Below are 16,669 nucleotides of genomic sequence, written 5' to 3' on the forward strand. Positions count from 1 at the left end.
GGCTGCGGCCTCCTACATGGCTTTTAGCGCGTCGATCACCGTTTGCAGGTCGGCCGGGATCGGCGCTTCGAAGCGCAGTGTCTTGCCGGTCGTCGGGTGCTCGAAGGCCAAGAGATAGGCGTGCAGCGCCTGGCGGTGGAACTTGTTGACGGCGCGCTTGGCGTCTTCCGGCAACAGGTTCGACTTGGTCTTGAAGGCGGCGCCATATTCCTGGTCGCCAATCAGCGGATTGCCGATATGGGCCATGTGAACGCGGATCTGGTGGGTGCGGCCCGTTTCCAGGCGGCATTCGACCAGCGAGGCGAGGCACGTGGCGTCCGGCTTTTCGCCGTAACGTTCGAGCACGGTATAGTGGGTGATCGCCTCGCGGGCGTCGTCGGTATCCTCGCGCTTGACGGTGCGCTTGGTGCGATCGGCGCCGGAGCGGCCAAGGGCCGCGTCGATCGTGCCAGCAAGGGTCCGCGGGCGGCCCCACACGACGGCGCGGTAAGCGCGTTCCAGCGGGCCGGTGCGGCCATGGTCGGCGAACTGGTCGGAGAGGTGGCGGTGGGCAATGTCGTTCTTCGCGACGACCATGACACCGGATGTGTCCTTGTCGAGACGGTGTACGATGCCGGGCCGCTTGACGCCGCCAATGCCCGACAGGCTGTCGCCGCAATGGTAGATGAGGGCGTTGACCAGCGTTCCATGCCAGTTGCCGGCACCTGGATGCACAACGAGGCCCGGCGGCTTGGCAATGACGATCAAGTCGGAATCCTCGTAGAGGATCTCGAGTGGAATGTTTTCGCCCTTGGGCTGGGGGTCTTCGGGCGCGGGCAGGTCGATGACGACGTTATCGCCGAGCTTGATTTTGCGATTGGGACTGTCGAGCAGAACCCCATTCAACTGCACGGCGCCCTGTTCGATCAGCGCCTTGACGCGGTTGCGCGAGAACTCCTTGCCGAGGGCGGCCGTCAGCCAGGCATCGATGCGGCCTTCGGCATCGTCGCCGGCAATCAGCTCTTTCCTTGACGCAGCGGCTTCGTTAAAGGGGTCGGTCATCATGTCATCCCGTCTGAAAACGACCGGCGGCGCGGCCTCGTTCTGCAGCCATGTCGCACAGACCGGGGATTTCGACAATCGACAGCCGGGTCTGCCGGCCGATTTTCTCCGATCGTTCGCTTCGGAGAAAGGGTCTTTCAAAGCCTGGCGGACGAGTGAAGGTGAAACTGCTGCCATGACGCATATCGATGACGACCAGGAAGACAAGCCGCTTGATCCGGTGATGGAAGGCGTTCGCCGCAAGATGATCAAGCTGCAGCTGATCTCGGGCGGTATCATGGCGATCCTGTTTCTCGCCGTGCTCGTTGCGATCGTCTACAAACTTACCCGCAGCGACGGCAAGGCACCGCCTGTGGCCGCAACCGGTCAGCAGCCCTTCGTCGTGCCGTCGGACCAGCCGCTCGCACTGACGGCCAACCTGCCGGCCGGTTTCCGTATCCTGTCGATGTCGCTCTCCGGCAGCCAGATCCTGGTGGACGGCGAGAATGCAGCCGGACGCCGCACGGCGCTGGTCTATGATCTCGGGCTCGGACGCTTCATCGCCGAGGTCGGCTTCAGCGGAAACTGATAGGGTGAGCCCGCCTGTCTCCCGGTCCACGCCTGCGATCGAGATCACCGATCCCGGCGATCCGCGCATTGCCGAGTTCACCGGTATTCGCGAACGCGATCTCACTGGCCGGCATGGCCAGTTCATTGCGGAAGGCACGGTGGTGATCTCGATGCTGGCAAAGGCGCATCGTGCAGGTGGACCGGTCCGGGCGGAAAAGCTTCTGATCCTCAAGAACCGGCAGGCCGGGCTTGACGATATCGTCGCCCAGTTTCCCGACGAAGTTCCGCTCTATGTGGCAGAGGGGCCGGTTCTCGATCAGATTGCGGGCTTTCACCTGCATCGTGGTGTCCTGGCGCTCGGCTCGCGCCGTGCGCCGCCGGATGCCCTGGACCTCATCGGAGCCCTGCCGGAAACCTCGCTGGTCCTGGTCGCTTGCGGCATTTCCAACCATGACAATGTCGGTTCGCTGTTTCGCAACGCGGCCGGCTTCCGTGCCGATGCCGTGCTGCTCGATGAAACCTGCTGCGATCCGCTTTACCGCAAGGCGCTCCGGGTCTCGGTCGGTGCTGTGCTGACCACACCCTATGCGCGGGGCGGGGCACCAGATGGGCTGCTCTCGTCGCTTGCCGATCAGGGTTTCGAAATCTGGGCGCTGTCGCCGGCCGGAACGGTCGAGATCGGTGAGGTGAAACCCGGTCGCCGTGTCGCGCTGGTGATGGGCACCGAGGGGGAGGGGCTGCCGGCTGATATCCTCAATCGGTTCAACACGGCGCGGATTGCCCAGGCGCCCGAATTGGACAGCCTGAATGTTGGGACAGCGAGCGGGATTGCGCTTCACGCCATTGCGCGCGGCATGGGTCGTCTCGGTTAAGGCTCCGAAGCTCTAAGGCCTGGACAGGAAAGCGCTGCAAGCAGGGCAAGCCTGTGGTTGACGACGCAAGCTTATTCAGCAGCTGTCTGCAGACCCTCGCGCGAGCGCTCGAGGCTCGGCTGTAGCTCGACAACGCGGTCGACCAGGCTCAGCGAAGGTGCGGCTTGGCGGGTCGGTGCGGAGAGGAGTGACGGAATTGGTGAATTGTTACCTTCCCGAAGCGCCGTCAGCACAACCATGCGCGCTGCAACATCTCCCAAAGCATCGCGCAGGACCCCATCATCTGCTGAAGACGTGGTATTGAGCAGACGTTCAGTGAGCGTCGACTGGCGATGGCGGATCGTCTGTTCCATCTCGGTTGCGGTCAGCGCGGAAGCTTCCTCGTGGTCGTCGGTAGCCATGGCGACCTCCTTGATGGACGGCAGTGCAATATTCGCCTCGCGCAAGGCCCGATGGGCGTGGCGAAGCTCAGTGCTGTTGCGCTTCAGCTTGGCCTTTGTATCGGTGATCTCGCGCAGACGGCGTTCCAGTGCGGAGGCCAAATCGGCCTTCTCCGCAGCATCACGGGCAATGTGATCCTCAAGCCGAAGCACTTTGTGTTCTTCCTGCGTGAGGCGGAACTCTGCGTCCTTCGCCCGCTTGGCAAGCAGCTTGTGCTCGCGGCGCAGGTCCTCGCGCTCGTCGCGCAGTGCATAGAGACGGCTCTTGAGGGATTCGATCTCGGTCTCGCGGTTGCTTGCCTCGATGCGCATGTGGTCGATTTCGGTGATCAGGCGACCAATGCGGGACGAGCGCTCATCCAGCTCGACGTCCTTTTCTACGATGGCCACTTCCAGGCGCTTGATCGTTTCGCGTGCCGTGGTGACGTCCACATCGGCCCGGCGCAGGCGAGAGCGCACGTCGGCGGCCTCGGTGCTCATGTCCTCGATCTGTGCCTTCAGTTCCTTGTTTTCGGAGAGAAGGCGGCCTGCTTCGCGACCGGTGGACGCGGTCTGCAAGGTGAGCGCCACAGTCTTTTCCCGCTCGCGGGTTAGATCATGCAGAGTGCGGGCGTTTTCAGCGGCGTAAAGCGCACGAACCATATCCTTCTGCGCCCGGATTTCCTGCGGGCTCAGCGGCATCGTCGCCTTCAGACGGTTCTCGGTGTAGGCGACGACGCGATTATGAATCGCCGGCGCAAGCAACATCACCAGAAGTGCCGCTGCCATAAATCCCATTGCAAAAATAAGGGCATATTCAATCACGACAGGGCCACGGCGTTCGCGTTCAGGTATTAGCGATTATTTAATCATGCGGCGGGGCTGGTCGCAAGGTCGACCATCACACCCAACCCTGATTCACATATTATGCCTAACGACAGAGCAGAGCGAACTTGCGCGAGGCCTGCAACTCATTGGCGCATGCAGGCCCCAGAGGATCAGAAGGGGTTCCAGGTCGGTGTCCGGGTGAGCTTGAGGTAGCCTACATTGACCCCAAGGCGGGCACCGACACCCGTGCGGATCGGCACGAGGAGGACGTCGCGGCTTTTCAGCACGGTCATTCCGACGCCGGCGACGATATAGGCCGAGCCGCTGACGCCGCCGTAGCGGGCATAGAGCGTTTCGACATTTGGCAGGTCGTAGACCAGCATCATGGCGCGGGTTCCGTTGCCGCCATAGTCAATGCCGAGAGACGGGCCCTGCCAGAAGACATCGTGCTGGCCGACATTCTTGGTATAGAGCATGCCTTCGCCATAGGTGAGGCCCGCGATCAGGGCGCCGGAGCCTTCCTGGCCGAGAATGTAGCCATTGGGCAGGCCGTAGCGTTCAAAAGCCTGCTCCAGGACCTTGGCGAGTGCGCCACTCGTTTCGCCGAAGAAACCGTGTCCGGCATCGACGACTTCCTGGACGGTGTATTCACCGGCTGCTTCGGCCGGACGCTCGGACATGAAGAGGCCGGTGACGAGCAGGGCGGCCGCGATCAACATATGCGGGACCCGGTAAGAGCGGCGTGGCTTCTGGCGCATGGTGCCTCCTTTTGGCGCAGCCGAAGACGTTCGGCATCTCGTTTGGGGGTAATCGACCCTAGCGAAGATCATCTTAATAATCGGTTTACCAAATATGGTGTCATTATGGCCGAAGCGAACTCGCTCCGGCCACGATCATGCGCGACAAAGCCGCCGCTCCGCGTTGCCGGGTAAACTTCTGGAGAAGCCTATGGCGAAGAATCCCACTCTCACACTCGCGGGTCCCGACCTTGCAGCCCTGTTGTGCAGCCGCGTCTGCCATGATGTGATCTCGCCGGTCGGCGCTATCAACAACGGTCTCGAACTGCTGGATGAGGGCGGCGCCGACAGCGACGCCATGGACCTTATCCGCACCAGTGCGATGAATGCCTCGGTCCGGCTGAAATTTGCCCGCCTGGCATTTGGCGCTTCTGGCTCCGTCGGCGCGTCGATTGATACGGGCGAAGCCGAGAAGGCCGCCAAGGACTTTGCCGCAGCAGAGAAGAAGACCGAGGTCACCTGGGAAGGGCCGAGGGCCATCATCCCGAAGAACCGGGTGAAGTTGCTCCTCAATCTCTTCCTTGTCGCCTACGGCGCCATTCCGCGCGGCGGTTCGCTCGATATCACGCTGGAAAACCCTGAGACAGAGGCGAAGTTCAAGATCGTCGCCAAGGGGCGCATGCTGCGTGTCCCGCCGAAATATCAGGAAATTCTGAACGGCCATCTGGAAGAGGCGGTCGATGCGCATTCGATCCAGCCCTATTATACGGTTCTCTTGGCCGATGAATGCGGCATGGAGCTCAAATGCGTCCAAGGCGAAGGTGAAATCGCCTTCACGGCGGATGTCGTTTGATCATCGTGCCATTCCGGGACTGTAAGAGCGCGACGCAGGTAACTTTTCCTTAGTTGCGGTCCCTTACACTTGGGGCGCGAAGTTATATTTGAGAATTTTTCCAGGAGGAGCAGATCATGAAGCGCTTGATGATCGCCGATGGTTCCGACATCGTCCGCAAGGTCGGTCGCAAGATCCTGACTGAACTCGGTTTCGACGTGACCGAAGCCTCCTCCGGCCGTGACGCTTTGGGGCGCTGCGAGCGCGAATTGCCAGACATCATCATCGTCGATGCCGGCATGGACGATGCCCTGGACTTGATCAGCAATGTTCGCGCCCTGCCGGGCGGCAAGGAAGTCCTGATCTACTATTGCGTGGTTGAGGCCGAACTGAAGATCATGATGGCGGGCAAGCGTGCCGGCGCCAACGACTTCCTTCTCAAGCCCTTCGACCGGGCCATCCTGACCCGCACCTTTGCCGACAAGGCGATTGCGGCCTGAACGACAGGCGACGAGACGTTCCCAGTTTCAGAAGGGCGGTGCTTCGGCATCGCCCTTTTTCATTGTGAGCGACGCATGTCTCCGGCTTGGGCGGTCTTTCTCGTCTCCTGAAACGGAAAAACCCGCGCAGGGCGCGGGCTATCCAGATCGGCAGGGGAAAATGCGGTCAGGCCGTTTCCATATATTCCGAGCTATCGGGCTCGCGCAGCACGTAACCTCTGCCCCAGACCGTTTCGATGTAGTTTGCGCCGCCGGCTGCGTTTGCGAGCTTCTTGCGAAGCTTACAGATGAAGACGTCGATGATCTTGAGTTCAGGCTCGTCCATGCCACCGTAAAGATGGTTCAGGAACATTTCCTTGGTCAGTGTCGTGCCCTTGCGCAGCGAAAGCAGCTCGAGCATCTGGTATTCCTTGCCGGTCAGATGGACCCGCTGGCCCCCCACTTCGACGGTCTTGGCGTCGAGGTTGACGATCAGTTCACCGGTGATGATGATCGACTGGGCATGGCCCTTGGAGCGGCGCACGATCGCATGAATGCGGGCTACGAGCTCGTCCTTGTGGAACGGCTTGGTCATGTAGTCGTCAGCGCCGAAGCCCAGGCCGCGAACCTTGTCCTCGATGCCGGCCATGCCGGAGAGGATGAGGATCGGTGTCTTTACCTTCGACAGGCGGAGTGTGCGCAGCACCTCGTAGCCGGACATGTCGGGCAGGTTCAGATCGAGCAGAATAATATCGTAGTCGTAGAGCTTTCCGAGATCGACGCCTTCTTCACCAAGGTCGGTCGTATAGACGTTGAAGCTCTCCGACTTCAGCATCAATTCGATGCTCTGAGCCGTCGCGCTATCGTCTTCAATGAGTAGAACCCGCATATTTATCCCCTTTACCGCCGCCAAAAAAGGTCGAGTTGGCCCCCTACGCGATACGGATCCAGTCGTTGCCTGATTTGAAGGCTGCCATCAATTGGTTAACAAATTCTAATTCCCTCTGGCAAGGGCACTGAACTTATTAAGCAAAGATTTTAGCCTCCTGATTCTCAATGTCTTTTGGTCATCGCCACAGCTGAATCAGTGTCTCAGGGAAACCCCGTAACCGATTCATTTGACTCGTCATTGTCATGAGCTCTTTTGGGGCTCTGGCATTTACTGACCCTTAAGTGATCGGCTTTATCATTAACGATGCCCGTAAACGAAAGGTTACCAAAGGTAGGTTTTCGTTAACGCCGCGGACTTTTTTTGGACGAATCGGTTGGCGGGTGTGTTGAGTAGCAAGTGTGGCGGGGGGTCTCGCATCACGGGAGTATTGCGTATGAAGTCGCGTGAGAGCCTGGTACGCCTGAAGGGTTTTCAGGTAACCGAAAAGCGTCGGCAGTTGCAGCAGTTGCAGTCTATGATGGCGGAATTCGAACGGATGGCGGGTGAGCTTGAAGCTCAGATCGGCATCGAGGAGAAAAAATCCGGCATTACCGATCAGAACCATTTCGCCTATCCGACCTTCGCAAAGGCAGCACGCCAGCGCGCAGACAATCTCCAGGTCTCGATCCGGGAATTGAAGGTCCAGCAGGAAGCCGCCGAGCTTGCGCTGGAAGAGGCGGAATCCGAATACCAGAAGGCAGCAGCGCTCGAAGAGCGTGATGGAAACATGCGCGCCCGGGCCTGATCGCCCGGACCTGCAGACTGAAAGTCTATAGAACAAGGTGGTCGCGGAGGTCCTGCGACCACCTTGATTTGTTTTGAGGCAGCCTCTCTTTTCCGATTTATTGGCTCAGCACATCCTGCCAGTCGGCATTGCGAGCCATCTGCGCCTTCATGAAGGGGCAGAGCGGAATGATCTTCCAGCCGCCTTCACGTGCCTTGTCCACCGCGTGCCGGGCCAGGGCCTGGCCGACACCCAGACCGCGCAACGTATCGGGTACGCCGGTGTGGTCGATGATGATCAGAGTGGCAGAGGCGCGGGAATAGGTCATTTCAGCGATCCCATCCTTGCCGTCGACGCTGGCCAGATAACGGCCGCCGGATGGGCCGGTTTCTTCGGTGATCTGCATGTGACGTTCTCCTGTTGTCCGCGGGCCTTGCTGTGCTTAGCATTGCCCGAACGCCGACAACAATTCCGCGATCGCATGACAATGCGTCAACGCCGGAGGCGGTAATCCCACGGAGATCCGGTTTGAATATCTGGCTGAAGGCAATCCTTCTCGTTCTCGCGAGCATGTTTCTGGCTCTCGGGATCGTTCTGCCGCTGATGCGTTTTCAAAGTTTTTATGTGTTTTCCACAGATGCGTCGCTGGCCGAGATCATCAGCAGTCTTTGGCGCGACGGGGATCCGGTTCTGGCTTTGGTTGTCGGGCTGGTTTCGGTCGTTTTTCCCCTGATGAAACTGCTGCTCGTCTCGGCAGAGCATCTCGCCGGGCCGGAGCCGGGGAGGGTGCATAGCGCGGGGTTGGCACGGATTGTGCCGATCCTGTCGCGATGGTCGATGATGGATGTGCTGCTGGTGGCGATCGTTATCTTTGCGGCGAAGACCGGTGGTTTCGCCGAGGCATTCACCCAGCCCGGCTTGTGGTTCTATGCCGCTTCAAGCCTGATCGTCGTGTGGCTTCATCACATGCCGCGCTAATCGTCGGAGCTGGTTCACCTGGAACGGCATAGCCAAAAGAGACCGGCGGACAAAGGTCTGCCGATCCCTCAAAAACTGTGGGTCTTGCTGAAATAATTTGCCGGTGCCCGAGGGCGGCCGTCTATCAATTAATGGCGGTATTGCTGAATTCTGGTGGTGCGCAGGCCGGGCAGGCCGTGATCGTTGATGGAGGACTGCCAGGAGAGGAACTCTTCGACCGTCAACGTGTAGCGTTCGCAGGCTTCTTCCAAGCTCAAAAGGCCACCGCGCACAGCCGCGACAACCTCAGCCTTCCGGCGGATCACCCAGCGGCGCGTATTGGCCGGCGGAAGATCGGCAATCGTAAGGGGGCTGCCATCGGGGCCGATGACATATTTTACTCGGGGTCGGATCATTTCGGTCATTGGACTCTCTATACATACTCAAGACCACACTCCCTCATGCTACCCCCGATGCTTTAAAATTTGCCTAAGCCCATTGTAAGCATTTGATAATACTTTTCCGTTCTAGCACATACGCATATTCGCCCTCAGCCCATGACACGGCTGCCTTCCTTTGCGTAAAGTTGCGGCATTTGCATAGGAGTTATGCTCGGTTGCAGGCTACTCGCGCCTTTGGTTTTGTGCGATTTGGCGCCCAGCATTTTCGGAGTTGCTGAAGCAAGCGCCGATTTTTTATCCGGGCAGTGGCGTTAACTTGGTCGTGTCGCAAGATCGGCGACAGGCCCGGTTGTTATCTGTCCCGATGTGGAACGATACCGTATTCACGCGAAGCATTGTCCGCCCGGGTGTTAACCCGGTCGAAAGGAGTCCCATGTTCAGGCCGACAGACATCATTCGTCAGCGCATTCATTCGGATATCGACGAGGCTTCGCTGCCAGAGCGGGCGGCCACTGCCGAGTGGCTCGAAGGCGAGTTGGCAGCGCTCGGACGCCGTTTTGGCTTCGATCACTGTCTTCTGACGCAGTTTCCGCAGGGTGATGGACCGGAGTTCTCGGCAAATCTGATCGCGACCACTTGGCCTGAAGCGTTAAAGCTCGCCTATGCCGAAGCCGAGGTTTTTGCCGTTTCGCATCTGGTAACGACGTTTCGGCAGACGATTCTGCCCGTCTTTTTCGCAGCCAATCCTCTTTTCGGCTCTGCCAATGCAGAAACGCGTGGTCAATTGCTGTCGCTGTTTATCGAAAACGGCATTGCCGAGAGTTTCGGGCTTTTGCTGCGCGATCGTCATCTGACGCAGTATATCCTTCTCCTTTCTGGTCGGGTGACGGCGCCAGCGCGCGACGATATCGCGCTGCTGCAGTTGTCGGCAATGGAGCTGATTGAAGCACGGGCCGAATTGCTTGTGCCTCAGCTCGGGCCGAAGGAAAAACTGTCTGCACGCGAACTGGAATGTCTGCGCTGGTCGGCTGCCGGCAAAAGCAGCGATGAAATTGCCATTATCCTCGATATTTCGAGCCATACCGTGATCAGCTATCTGAAGAGCGCGATGCGCAAGCTGGAAGCAGTCAACCGCATGCAGGCCGTCGCGCGTGCCTGCCGTTACAATCTGCTCTAATGGGAGCGTGGAGCCCGTTTTGCTGGACGGGCTCCGATCGTGTCACAGCATGACGATGGCGAGCTCCGTTTTGCCATAGCCGAACTGATACTGTGTGGCGCTTGCATGCCTTAGCGACAGGCTGTCACCAGCGTCGAGCCAGGCGATCCCGCAAGCGCTCGACGTGCCGGCACCTCCGACATGGCTGATGATATCGGTGGTCTGATTGCGGCTGACATGCAGCGTATGGGTCGCGGTGCTCACAGCGGCCGCGCCCAACGAAATCCAATAGAAACCTGAGGCCGGCACGATGACCGGTTTCCCGTAGCCGGAGGCGAGTGTCGCACCAAGCGACAGGTCTCCTTGCGCATGATGCAGCTGGTCGAATCCGCTGAAGCTTCCACTGCCAGGGGTCAGGGTGACGTCGGTGCGCGCTGCGCGGACAAGGGGCCGATGGTTTTCCCGAACATAGCCTTGCGGCGCAATCGTCAATGCCTGGCGCCAGCCGGTCGTGTTCCCATAAACCTTGATCGAAAACTGGTCCTCGCCGGCAAGGCCGAATTCGGCCAGGCCCTGCCAGTTGGACTGGAAGATCAGGCTTGCGGTTTCAGGTGTGCCCGCTTTGTTGATTGTCAGCCGATGACCGCTCCCCGCATGGTTGAACAGGCTGGCGGGAGAGGCAAGCGCGAGGCGGTTCGTCGCGTCGGCTGAGGTCGAAATGCCGAGCGTTTCGACGCTTGCGTCGGGCGGAAGGTGAGGGATGACCCAGGCCGTACCGTCGAAGACCATTATGCTACCGGTCGAGAGTGCATAGGCGCGCCAACCTGTCCTTGGTGAGATGTAGATCCAGGCGCCGTCTTGCCAGACGGCCAGTTTGCCCGAGCGATTGGCCCAGACGCCTGATGCGCCTGCGGATACGGCATAGACATCACTTTCCGATGGCGTCTCGGGTGGACTTGGCTGATCCGCAATGATCACGAGTTGAACCACCGCATCGAGACGCTGCAAGGCCTCGTTATGGGTTACGTGTTTCTGCGCCTGGGCTGGCAGGATGAAGGGGAGTTCAAGATGGGCAGTGGTGCTGTCGGGCATATGTGATCTCCTCGCGCTTATTGGCCCGCGCCATGCAGGCCAGTTGCGGAAGAGTCTGCTTCAGCATTTCAGAGCGGGGAGGATTCGAAGGGGGATCCGTTGAAAAACCGAGCTATTTTTCCGTTTTCATCCCCGCCTTCTGGCGGTCTCCCCAGGCAATGAAGTCAGGATTTTCAAAGGCACGCAGACCGGGCAGGTGCTTTCCATAGGTCAGCGGCGCGCCGTCTTCGGTCGTCACCATGCCACCTGCGGCCCGCAGGACGGCGTCTCCTGCCGCGGTGTCCCATTCCATGGTGGGGCTGAACCGCGGATAGACGTCTGCCACACCTTCAGCGACCAGGCAGAATTTCAGCGAAGATCCGACCGCCTTGCGCTCCAAGATTTTCGACTTCTTGATGTAGGCGTCTGTGGCGTCGCAATTGTGCGAACGGGACACGAGCGCCGAAGGTGTCGCGTGTTTCGTTCGGACGGCGATCGGGTGACGCGCGCGCACGCGGTCCAGATCATCGATCTCGAGCTTTTCGGCCTTGCCGCCGCCTCCCAGATAGAGATAGCCAAGGGCCGGGGCGTGGACAACGCCGAGGACGGGCGCACCGTTTTCAATCAGCGCGATGTTGACGGTGAAATCGTCGTGGCCGCCGATGAATTCTCGCGTGCCGTCGAGCGGGTCGACCAGGATGAAACGGTGACCGGTAACATCTGGAATGCGGCCAGCCGCTGCCTCTTCCTCTGCGACGACCGGAATGTCCGGCAGATGGCGCGACAGTGCCTCAAGGATCAGTCGTTCGGCTGCCTCGTCCGCTTCCGTGACCGGTGATTTGTCGCCTTTCAGGCGCACAGCCGCACCGGCGCGGTAGATGTCCAATATGACGCGGCCGGCCGCGATCGCGCTTTCCTCGAAGAGTTTCAGAATATCTGTCGACTTATGCACCTGACCGGCCTCCCGAGCCTCGCCTTTTCGGTTTACCCGCCGTGCCGGGCTTAGGGAAGCGCCGATTGCCGTAAGGCCTCGAAGCGGCCTGATGTTTCTGTGCTGCACCGCGTTTAAAGCTGTGTTCCATGTCGCGAACAGTATGGTTTTTGTCCTGATCGCGCTTGCTCTTTGTGACGCCTGTGCGAATGTGCGGGGATATTTCAGAGGATGTTCGATGCGTTATTCCGCCCTTTCGATCTTCCGGCAAGCGCTTTCCGGAAACCGGAACTGGACGCCGATGTGGCGTGAGCCGGAGCCCAAGCCCCATTACGATGTGATCATCGTCGGTGGCGGTGGGCATGGGCTTTCAACGGCCTATTACCTCGCCAAGGAATTCGGCATCACCAATGTCGCGGTTCTGGAAAAGGGCTATCTCGGCTCGGGCAATGTCGGGCGCAACACGACGATCGTGCGCTCTAACTACATGCTCGAGGGCAATGAGCCTTTCTATGAGTTCTCGATGAAGCTCTGGGAAGGGCTTGAGCAGGACTTCAACTACAATGCGATGATGTCGCAGCGCGGCGTTCTTAATCTCTTCCATTCCGATGGTCAGCGCGATGCCTATGCGCGGCGCGGGAATGCCATGATGATGCATGGCGTTGCGGCTGAACTGCTCGACCGCGAGCAGGTTCGCGCGATGATGCCCTGCCTCAACTTCGATCATGCCCGCTTCCCGATCATGGGCGGCTTGCTGCAAAGGCGCGGCGGCACGGCTCGTCATGACGCTGTGGCCTGGGGTTATGGTCGCGGGGCCGATGAGCGCGGCGTTGATCTCATCCAGCACTGCGAAGTCACCGGTATCCGCCGCGACGAGCTCGGACAGATCACAGGCGTCGAGACGACCAAGGGGTTCATCGGCTGCAACAAGCTGGCGCTGGCGACGGCAGGCCACACCTCAGTTACCGGCAAGATGGCCGGGCTCGACCTGCCGATCGAAACGCATGTGCTGCAGGCCTTCGTGTCGGAAGGCATCAAGCCGGTGATTGACAATGTCATCACCTATGGTGCGGGACACTTCTACATTTCGCAGTCGGACAAGGGCGGCTTGGTTTTCGGCGCCGATATCGATTACTACTCGTCTTATGCCCAGCGCGGCAATCTGGCCACTGTCGAGCATACGATCGAGGAGGGCGTCTCGCTTATTCCGGGCCTTTCGCGTGTGCGCGTCCTGCGTGCCTGGGGTGGGGCGATGGACATGTCGATGGATGGTTCGCCGATCATCGACCGGACCACAATCGATAATCTCTACCTCAATTGCGGTTGGTGCTATGGCGGCTTCAAGGCGACGCCGGCCTCCGGTTTCTGCTTTGCCCATCTGATTGCCAAGAACGAACCTCATCCCGTGGCCCGCCTCTTGCGCCTCGACCGTTTCGAGCGCGGCTTTGCCGTCGACGAAGGCGGCAAGGGCCCACAACCGAACCTGCATTGAGACATCGCCATGGCCAGTCTGATTACATGTCCGCATTGCGGCGTTCGCCCCAAGGAAGAGTTCAGCATTCGCGGCAGCGCAAGCCCGGTGCGACCGGCCGCCGGTGCTTCCGATGAGGCGTGGCATGCCTATGTCTTTCTGCGCGATAATCCAAAGGGGCGCATTTTCGAGCACTGGCACCACACGTCCGGCTGTCGCCGTTTTCTCGTGGTCGAGCGTGACAATGCGGCAAGCCATGAGGTCTATAGCGTGACTGATGCCCAGGACTTTGTGAGGGAGACGAGCCGATGACCGGTTATCGCCTGTCCTCCGGGGGCCTGATCAACCGGGCCCGCACGCTGTCCTTCACCTTTGACGGCCAGACCTTTTCGGGCTTCGAAGGCGATACGCTGGCCTCGGCGCTGATCGCCAATGACCAGATGCTGGTTGGTCGTTCGTTCAAATATCACCGTCCGCGCGGCATCGTCACGGCGGGTTCCGCCGAGCCGAATGCGCTGGTGACCATCGGCACCGAAGGCCGTACAGAGCCAAACACCCGGGCAACCGTGGCCGAACTTTATCACGGGCTGGAAGCCGTCAGCCAGAACCGCTGGCCATCGCTGAAATACGATATCGGTTCGGTCAACAGTCTCTTGTCGCCCTTTCTCTCGGCCGGTTTCTACTACAAGACTTTCATGTGGCCGAAAGCGTTCTGGGAAAAGCTTTACGAGCCCATCATTCGCCATGCGGCAGGGCTCGGAAAGACGCCGTTCCTGCCGGATCCTGATCGCTATGAGAAGGCCTGGGCGCATTGCGATCTGCTGGTCATCGGGGCTGGTCCCGCAGGCTTGATGGCAGCGCGTGCGGCGGCCCGCGCAGGCCTCCGGGTGATCCTCGCCGATGAAGGCTTCCGCATGGGCGGTTCGCTGCTCAGCGAGCGCGTGACGGTCGGCGACATGCCGGCTGCGGATTATGCGGCCTCGGTGGTCGAGGAGCTTAAGGGCAACCCGAATGTGACTCTGATGGCCCGAACCACCGTTTTCGGCTGGTATGACGACAATGTCTTCGGTGCCGTCGAAAAGGTGCAGAAGCACGTCGCCCAGCCGACATCTGAACTCCCCGTCGAGCGCGTCTGGCGCATTATCGCCAAGCGGGCGATCCTTGCCTCGGGCGCGGAAGAGCGGCCGCTGGTTTTCGGCGGCAATGACAGGCCGGGTGTCATGACGTCTGGCGCGGTGAGCACCTATCTCAATCGCTACGGCGTGGGCGTAGGTCAGAGCATTGCCATCTTCACCAATGGTGGAGCTGGCTATCGCACGGCAGCCGATCTCGTGGCCGCTGGTGTGGGCGTTGCCGCCATCATTGACGGGCGGACACAGTCTTCTGATGTTGCGCCCGCCGGCATTCGTGTCATTCGCGGTGGTTCCGTCGTTGATACCAAGGGCTATCATCGCATTAAGGGTCTGATTGCAGAGCGCGTCGGCCATCAGGAGGAGATCGCCTGCGATGCGCTGGCGATGAGCGGCGGCTATAGCCCGATCGTGCATCTGGCCTGCCAGCGGGGCGCCAAGCCTTACTGGTCGGAAGAGCATCAGGCCTTTCTGGCGCCTGATGTGGGCGCGGGTCTGCGCATCGCCGGTTCCGCTGCCGGTCTCTCCTCGCTTGTTGCTGCCCTGCGCGATGGGGCAGAAAAGGCACATGAGGCGATCGGCGATCTGGGCCGTCTCGTCGGCACTGTCGAGGTGCCCGAGGTCGAGGGTGAACATGACGCGTCCTTCGCGCCGCTCTGGTATGTGCCGGGTGCCAAATCCAAGGCCTTTGTCGATTTCCAGAACGACGTGCATGTGAAGGACCTGAGCCTTGCCCAGCGCGAGGCCATGGGTCATGTCGAGCACACCAAGCGCTACACGACCGGCGGCATGGCGACCGATCAGGGCAAGCTCGGCAATATAGCTACGATCGGCATCATGGCCGGCATGCGTGGCGTCTCGCCGGGCGAGATCGGCACTACGACCTTCCGACCCTTCTACACGCCTGTATCCTTCGGTGCTCTCGCAGGCACGGCGCGGGATGAGCATTCCCGCCCCGTCCGCACCTCGCCGCTGCATGGTTGGGCAAAGAGAAACGGCGCCGTCTTTGTGGAATCCGGGGCTTGGTATCGGTCCTCCTGGTTTCCGCGCGACGGCGAAAAGACCTGGCGCGAGGCTGTCGATCGCGAGGTCTTGAATGTCCGGGCCAATGCCGGCCTTTGCGATGTCTCGACCCTGGGCAAAATCGAGGTTTTCGGTCCGGATGCGGCGGAGTTTCTCAACCGGATCTATTCCAACGCCTTCCTCAAGCTCCCCGTTGGCAAGGCGCGCTATGGCCTGATGCTGCGCGAGGACGGGATGATCTTCGACGACGGCACGACAAGCCGGCTTTCGGACGAGCATTTCTTCGTCACCACCACCACCGCCTATGCGGCCGAGGTGATGACCCATATGGAGTTCTGTTCCCAGGTTCTCTGGCCCGATCTCGACGTGCGTTTTGTCTCTTCCTCCGACCAGTGGGCGCAGATGTCGCTGGCCGGCCCGAAGGCGCGCATCATTCTCGAGCAGATCGTCGACGAGGATATTTCTGACGAGGCGCTGCCCTATCTGTCTGCCCGCGAAGTGCTGTTGAAGGGCGGGTTGAAGGCCCGGCTGTTCCGCATTTCCTTCTCGGGCGAACTGGCCTTCGAAGTGGCGGTGCCGGCGAACCTCGGCGAGGCGGTTGCAGATGCGATCATGGCGGCGGGCAAGCCGCACGGCATCTGCGCCTATGGCGTCGAGGCGCTCAACGTCTTGCGCATCGAGAAGGGCTTCATCACCCATAGCGAGATCGACGGCCGCACGACGCCTGACGATGTGGGCCTGGGCAAAATGTTCTCGACGCAGAAGGCAGATTTCATCGGCAAGCGGCTCTCGACGCGTTTCGGCCTGACCGCTGCGGACCGGCCGCAGCTCGTTGGCCTCAGGCCCGTCGAGCGGGACAAGAGCTTCAAGGCGGGCGCGCATCTGCTGCGCGAGGGCATCAAGCCGTCGACGCTGAACGATCAGGGCTGGGTGTCCTCCGTCTGCCACTCGCCGACGCTTGGGCATACGATCGGGCTTGGCTTCCTGAAATCCGGCCGTGAGCGGCTGGGCGAGAAGATCCTGGTCTGGGACGGTTTGCGCGGCGAGGAGACCCTGGCCGAAGTGGTGAGCCCCGTCTTCTACGATCCCGATAACAAGAAGCTGAAGCTGTGAGGAC

The 16,669-nt window shown here is 60.3% G+C and carries 18 protein-coding genes; 10 read left to right on the forward strand and 8 right to left on the reverse strand.

Annotated features, from left to right (window positions below; all coding sequences use genetic code 11):
• Window positions 1–12: 12 nt before the first annotated feature.
• A complete protein-coding gene (locus tag IP76_RS05850) occupies window positions 13–1,041 on the reverse strand; it encodes an RluA family pseudouridine synthase (protein ID WP_054157405.1) in 1,029 nt (342 codons plus the stop codon).
• Window positions 1,042–1,216: 175 nt separating this feature from the next.
• On the opposite strand from IP76_RS05850, the gene IP76_RS05855 reads away from it, so the two are divergent.
• Both IP76_RS05855 and IP76_RS05860 read left to right on the forward strand, forming a co-directional pair.
• Window positions 1,217–1,609, forward strand: a complete 393-nt coding sequence (locus IP76_RS05855; protein ID WP_054157406.1) for a hypothetical protein — start codon at window positions 1,217–1,219, stop codon at window positions 1,607–1,609.
• A gap of 4 nt (window positions 1,610–1,613) precedes the next feature.
• On the forward strand, window positions 1,614–2,462 hold the full coding sequence (locus IP76_RS05860; protein WP_054157227.1) for an RNA methyltransferase: 849 nt from the start codon (window positions 1,614–1,616) through the stop codon (window positions 2,460–2,462).
• 71 nt (window positions 2,463–2,533) lie between these two features.
• On the opposite strand, the gene IP76_RS05865 is transcribed toward IP76_RS05860, so the two are convergent.
• Together IP76_RS05865 and IP76_RS05870 are read right to left on the reverse strand one after the other, a co-directional pair.
• Window positions 2,534–3,670: a hypothetical protein gene (locus tag IP76_RS05865; protein ID WP_054157228.1), complete on the reverse strand. Its 1,137-nt coding sequence runs from the start codon at window positions 3,668–3,670 to the stop codon at window positions 2,534–2,536.
• Between the two features lie 209 nt (window positions 3,671–3,879).
• A complete protein-coding gene (locus IP76_RS05870) occupies window positions 3,880–4,428 on the reverse strand; it encodes a DUF1134 domain-containing protein (RefSeq protein WP_054157407.1) in 549 nt (182 codons plus the stop codon).
• Window positions 4,429–4,657: 229 nt separating this feature from the next.
• Between IP76_RS05870 and chpT the strand changes: the two genes are divergently transcribed.
• The gene (gene chpT / locus IP76_RS05875; protein WP_054157229.1) at window positions 4,658–5,299 is read left to right on the forward strand and encodes a histidine phosphotransferase ChpT; all 642 of its coding nucleotides are present in this window, start codon (window positions 4,658–4,660) and stop codon (window positions 5,297–5,299) included.
• 116 nt (window positions 5,300–5,415) lie between these two features.
• The gene (locus IP76_RS05880) at window positions 5,416–5,778 is read left to right on the forward strand and encodes a PleD family two-component system response regulator (protein WP_054157230.1); all 363 of its coding nucleotides are present in this window, start codon (window positions 5,416–5,418) and stop codon (window positions 5,776–5,778) included.
• Window positions 5,779–5,944: 166 nt separating this feature from the next.
• Here IP76_RS05880 and ctrA read toward each other — a convergent pair whose 3' ends face one another.
• Window positions 5,945–6,646 (reverse strand): response regulator transcription factor CtrA, encoded by a 702-nt coding sequence (gene ctrA / locus IP76_RS05885; protein WP_054157231.1) that lies wholly within the window; start codon window positions 6,644–6,646, stop codon window positions 5,945–5,947.
• Window positions 6,647–7,082: 436 nt separating this feature from the next.
• On the opposite strand from ctrA, the gene IP76_RS05890 reads away from it, so the two are divergent.
• A complete protein-coding gene (locus IP76_RS05890; RefSeq protein ID WP_054157232.1) occupies window positions 7,083–7,433 on the forward strand; it encodes a flagellar export protein FliJ in 351 nt (116 codons plus the stop codon).
• 97 nt (window positions 7,434–7,530) lie between these two features.
• Here IP76_RS05890 and IP76_RS05895 read toward each other — a convergent pair whose 3' ends face one another.
• Window positions 7,531–7,818 carry a GNAT family N-acetyltransferase gene (locus IP76_RS05895; protein ID WP_054157233.1) on the reverse strand — a complete coding sequence of 96 codons (288 nt, stop codon included), beginning with the start codon at window positions 7,816–7,818 and terminating at the stop codon, window positions 7,531–7,533.
• Between the two features lie 122 nt (window positions 7,819–7,940).
• Here IP76_RS05895 and IP76_RS05900 point away from each other — a divergent pair, with 122 nt between their 5' ends.
• The gene (locus IP76_RS05900; protein WP_082352420.1) at window positions 7,941–8,390 is read left to right on the forward strand and encodes a paraquat-inducible protein A; all 450 of its coding nucleotides are present in this window, start codon (window positions 7,941–7,943) and stop codon (window positions 8,388–8,390) included.
• Window positions 8,391–8,518: 128 nt separating this feature from the next.
• Here IP76_RS05900 and IP76_RS05905 read toward each other — a convergent pair whose 3' ends face one another.
• Window positions 8,519–8,794, reverse strand: a complete 276-nt coding sequence (locus tag IP76_RS05905) for a DUF1153 domain-containing protein (protein WP_006725852.1) — start codon at window positions 8,792–8,794, stop codon at window positions 8,519–8,521.
• 409 nt (window positions 8,795–9,203) lie between these two features.
• Here IP76_RS05905 and IP76_RS05910 point away from each other — a divergent pair, with 409 nt between their 5' ends.
• The gene (locus IP76_RS05910; protein ID WP_054157234.1) at window positions 9,204–9,947 is read left to right on the forward strand and encodes a LuxR family transcriptional regulator; all 744 of its coding nucleotides are present in this window, start codon (window positions 9,204–9,206) and stop codon (window positions 9,945–9,947) included.
• A 42-nt stretch (window positions 9,948–9,989) separates the two neighbouring features.
• On the opposite strand, the gene IP76_RS05915 is transcribed toward IP76_RS05910, so the two are convergent.
• Entirely contained in the window at window positions 9,990–11,018 is a 1,029-nt protein-coding gene (locus IP76_RS05915) for a DUF2793 domain-containing protein (RefSeq protein ID WP_054157235.1), read from the reverse strand.
• 112 nt (window positions 11,019–11,130) lie between these two features.
• On the reverse strand, window positions 11,131–11,931 hold the full coding sequence (gene cysQ / locus IP76_RS05920; protein WP_054157409.1) for a 3'(2'),5'-bisphosphate nucleotidase CysQ: 801 nt from the start codon (window positions 11,929–11,931) through the stop codon (window positions 11,131–11,133).
• A gap of 235 nt (window positions 11,932–12,166) precedes the next feature.
• Between cysQ and IP76_RS05925 the strand changes: the two genes are divergently transcribed.
• Genes IP76_RS05925 through IP76_RS05935 form a run of 3 tightly spaced genes read left to right on the forward strand, consistent with a single transcriptional unit; the run spans window position 12,167 to window position 16,665 of the window.
• Complete coding sequence (locus tag IP76_RS05925; RefSeq protein ID WP_054157236.1) at window positions 12,167–13,420, forward strand: sarcosine oxidase subunit beta family protein; 1,254 nt, start codon at window positions 12,167–12,169, stop codon at window positions 13,418–13,420.
• Window positions 13,421–13,429: 9 nt separating this feature from the next.
• Window positions 13,430–13,711: a sarcosine oxidase subunit delta gene (locus IP76_RS05930; protein WP_054157237.1), complete on the forward strand. Its 282-nt coding sequence runs from the start codon at window positions 13,430–13,432 to the stop codon at window positions 13,709–13,711.
• Window positions 13,708–16,665, forward strand: a complete 2,958-nt coding sequence (locus IP76_RS05935) for a sarcosine oxidase subunit alpha family protein (protein WP_054157238.1) — start codon at window positions 13,708–13,710, stop codon at window positions 16,663–16,665. The genes IP76_RS05930 and IP76_RS05935 overlap by 4 nt, the downstream gene beginning before the upstream one ends.
• The last annotated feature ends 4 nt before the right edge of the window (window positions 16,666–16,669 follow it).

Origin of the sequence: Rhizobium sp. AAP43 (assembly GCF_001296045.1) — a bacterium.
In the GTDB taxonomy this organism is placed as follows: Bacteria; Pseudomonadota; Alphaproteobacteria; order Rhizobiales; family Rhizobiaceae; genus Allorhizobium.

What these genes read in the sequence shown, in the direction of transcription:
- IP76_RS05850 (WP_054157405.1), bottom strand. Translation starts at nt 1,041, where the DNA reads ATGACCGACCCCTTTAACGAAGCCGCTGCGTCAAGGAAAGAGCTGATT.
- IP76_RS05855 (WP_054157406.1), top strand. Translation starts at nt 1,217, where the DNA reads ATGACGCATATCGATGACGACCAGGAAGACAAGCCGCTTGATCCGGTG.
- IP76_RS05865 (WP_054157228.1), bottom strand. Translation starts at nt 3,670, where the DNA reads ATGGCAGCGGCACTTCTGGTGATGTTGCTTGCGCCGGCGATTCATAAT.
- IP76_RS05870 (WP_054157407.1), bottom strand. Translation starts at nt 4,428, where the DNA reads ATGTTGATCGCGGCCGCCCTGCTCGTCACCGGCCTCTTCATGTCCGAG.
- chpT (WP_054157229.1), top strand. Translation starts at nt 4,658, where the DNA reads ATGGCGAAGAATCCCACTCTCACACTCGCGGGTCCCGACCTTGCAGCC.
- IP76_RS05880 (WP_054157230.1), top strand. Translation starts at nt 5,416, where the DNA reads ATGAAGCGCTTGATGATCGCCGATGGTTCCGACATCGTCCGCAAGGTC.
- ctrA (WP_054157231.1), bottom strand. Translation starts at nt 6,646, where the DNA reads ATGCGGGTTCTACTCATTGAAGACGATAGCGCGACGGCTCAGAGCATC.
- IP76_RS05890 (WP_054157232.1), top strand. Translation starts at nt 7,083, where the DNA reads ATGAAGTCGCGTGAGAGCCTGGTACGCCTGAAGGGTTTTCAGGTAACC.
- IP76_RS05895 (WP_054157233.1), bottom strand. Translation starts at nt 7,818, where the DNA reads ATGCAGATCACCGAAGAAACCGGCCCATCCGGCGGCCGTTATCTGGCC.
- IP76_RS05905 (WP_006725852.1), bottom strand. Translation starts at nt 8,794, where the DNA reads ATGACCGAAATGATCCGACCCCGAGTAAAATATGTCATCGGCCCCGAT.
- IP76_RS05910 (WP_054157234.1), top strand. Translation starts at nt 9,204, where the DNA reads ATGTTCAGGCCGACAGACATCATTCGTCAGCGCATTCATTCGGATATC.
- IP76_RS05915 (WP_054157235.1), bottom strand. Translation starts at nt 11,018, where the DNA reads ATGCCCGACAGCACCACTGCCCATCTTGAACTCCCCTTCATCCTGCCA.
- IP76_RS05925 (WP_054157236.1), top strand. Translation starts at nt 12,167, where the DNA reads ATGCGTTATTCCGCCCTTTCGATCTTCCGGCAAGCGCTTTCCGGAAAC.
- IP76_RS05930 (WP_054157237.1), top strand. Translation starts at nt 13,430, where the DNA reads ATGGCCAGTCTGATTACATGTCCGCATTGCGGCGTTCGCCCCAAGGAA.
- IP76_RS05935 (WP_054157238.1), top strand. Translation starts at nt 13,708, where the DNA reads ATGACCGGTTATCGCCTGTCCTCCGGGGGCCTGATCAACCGGGCCCGC.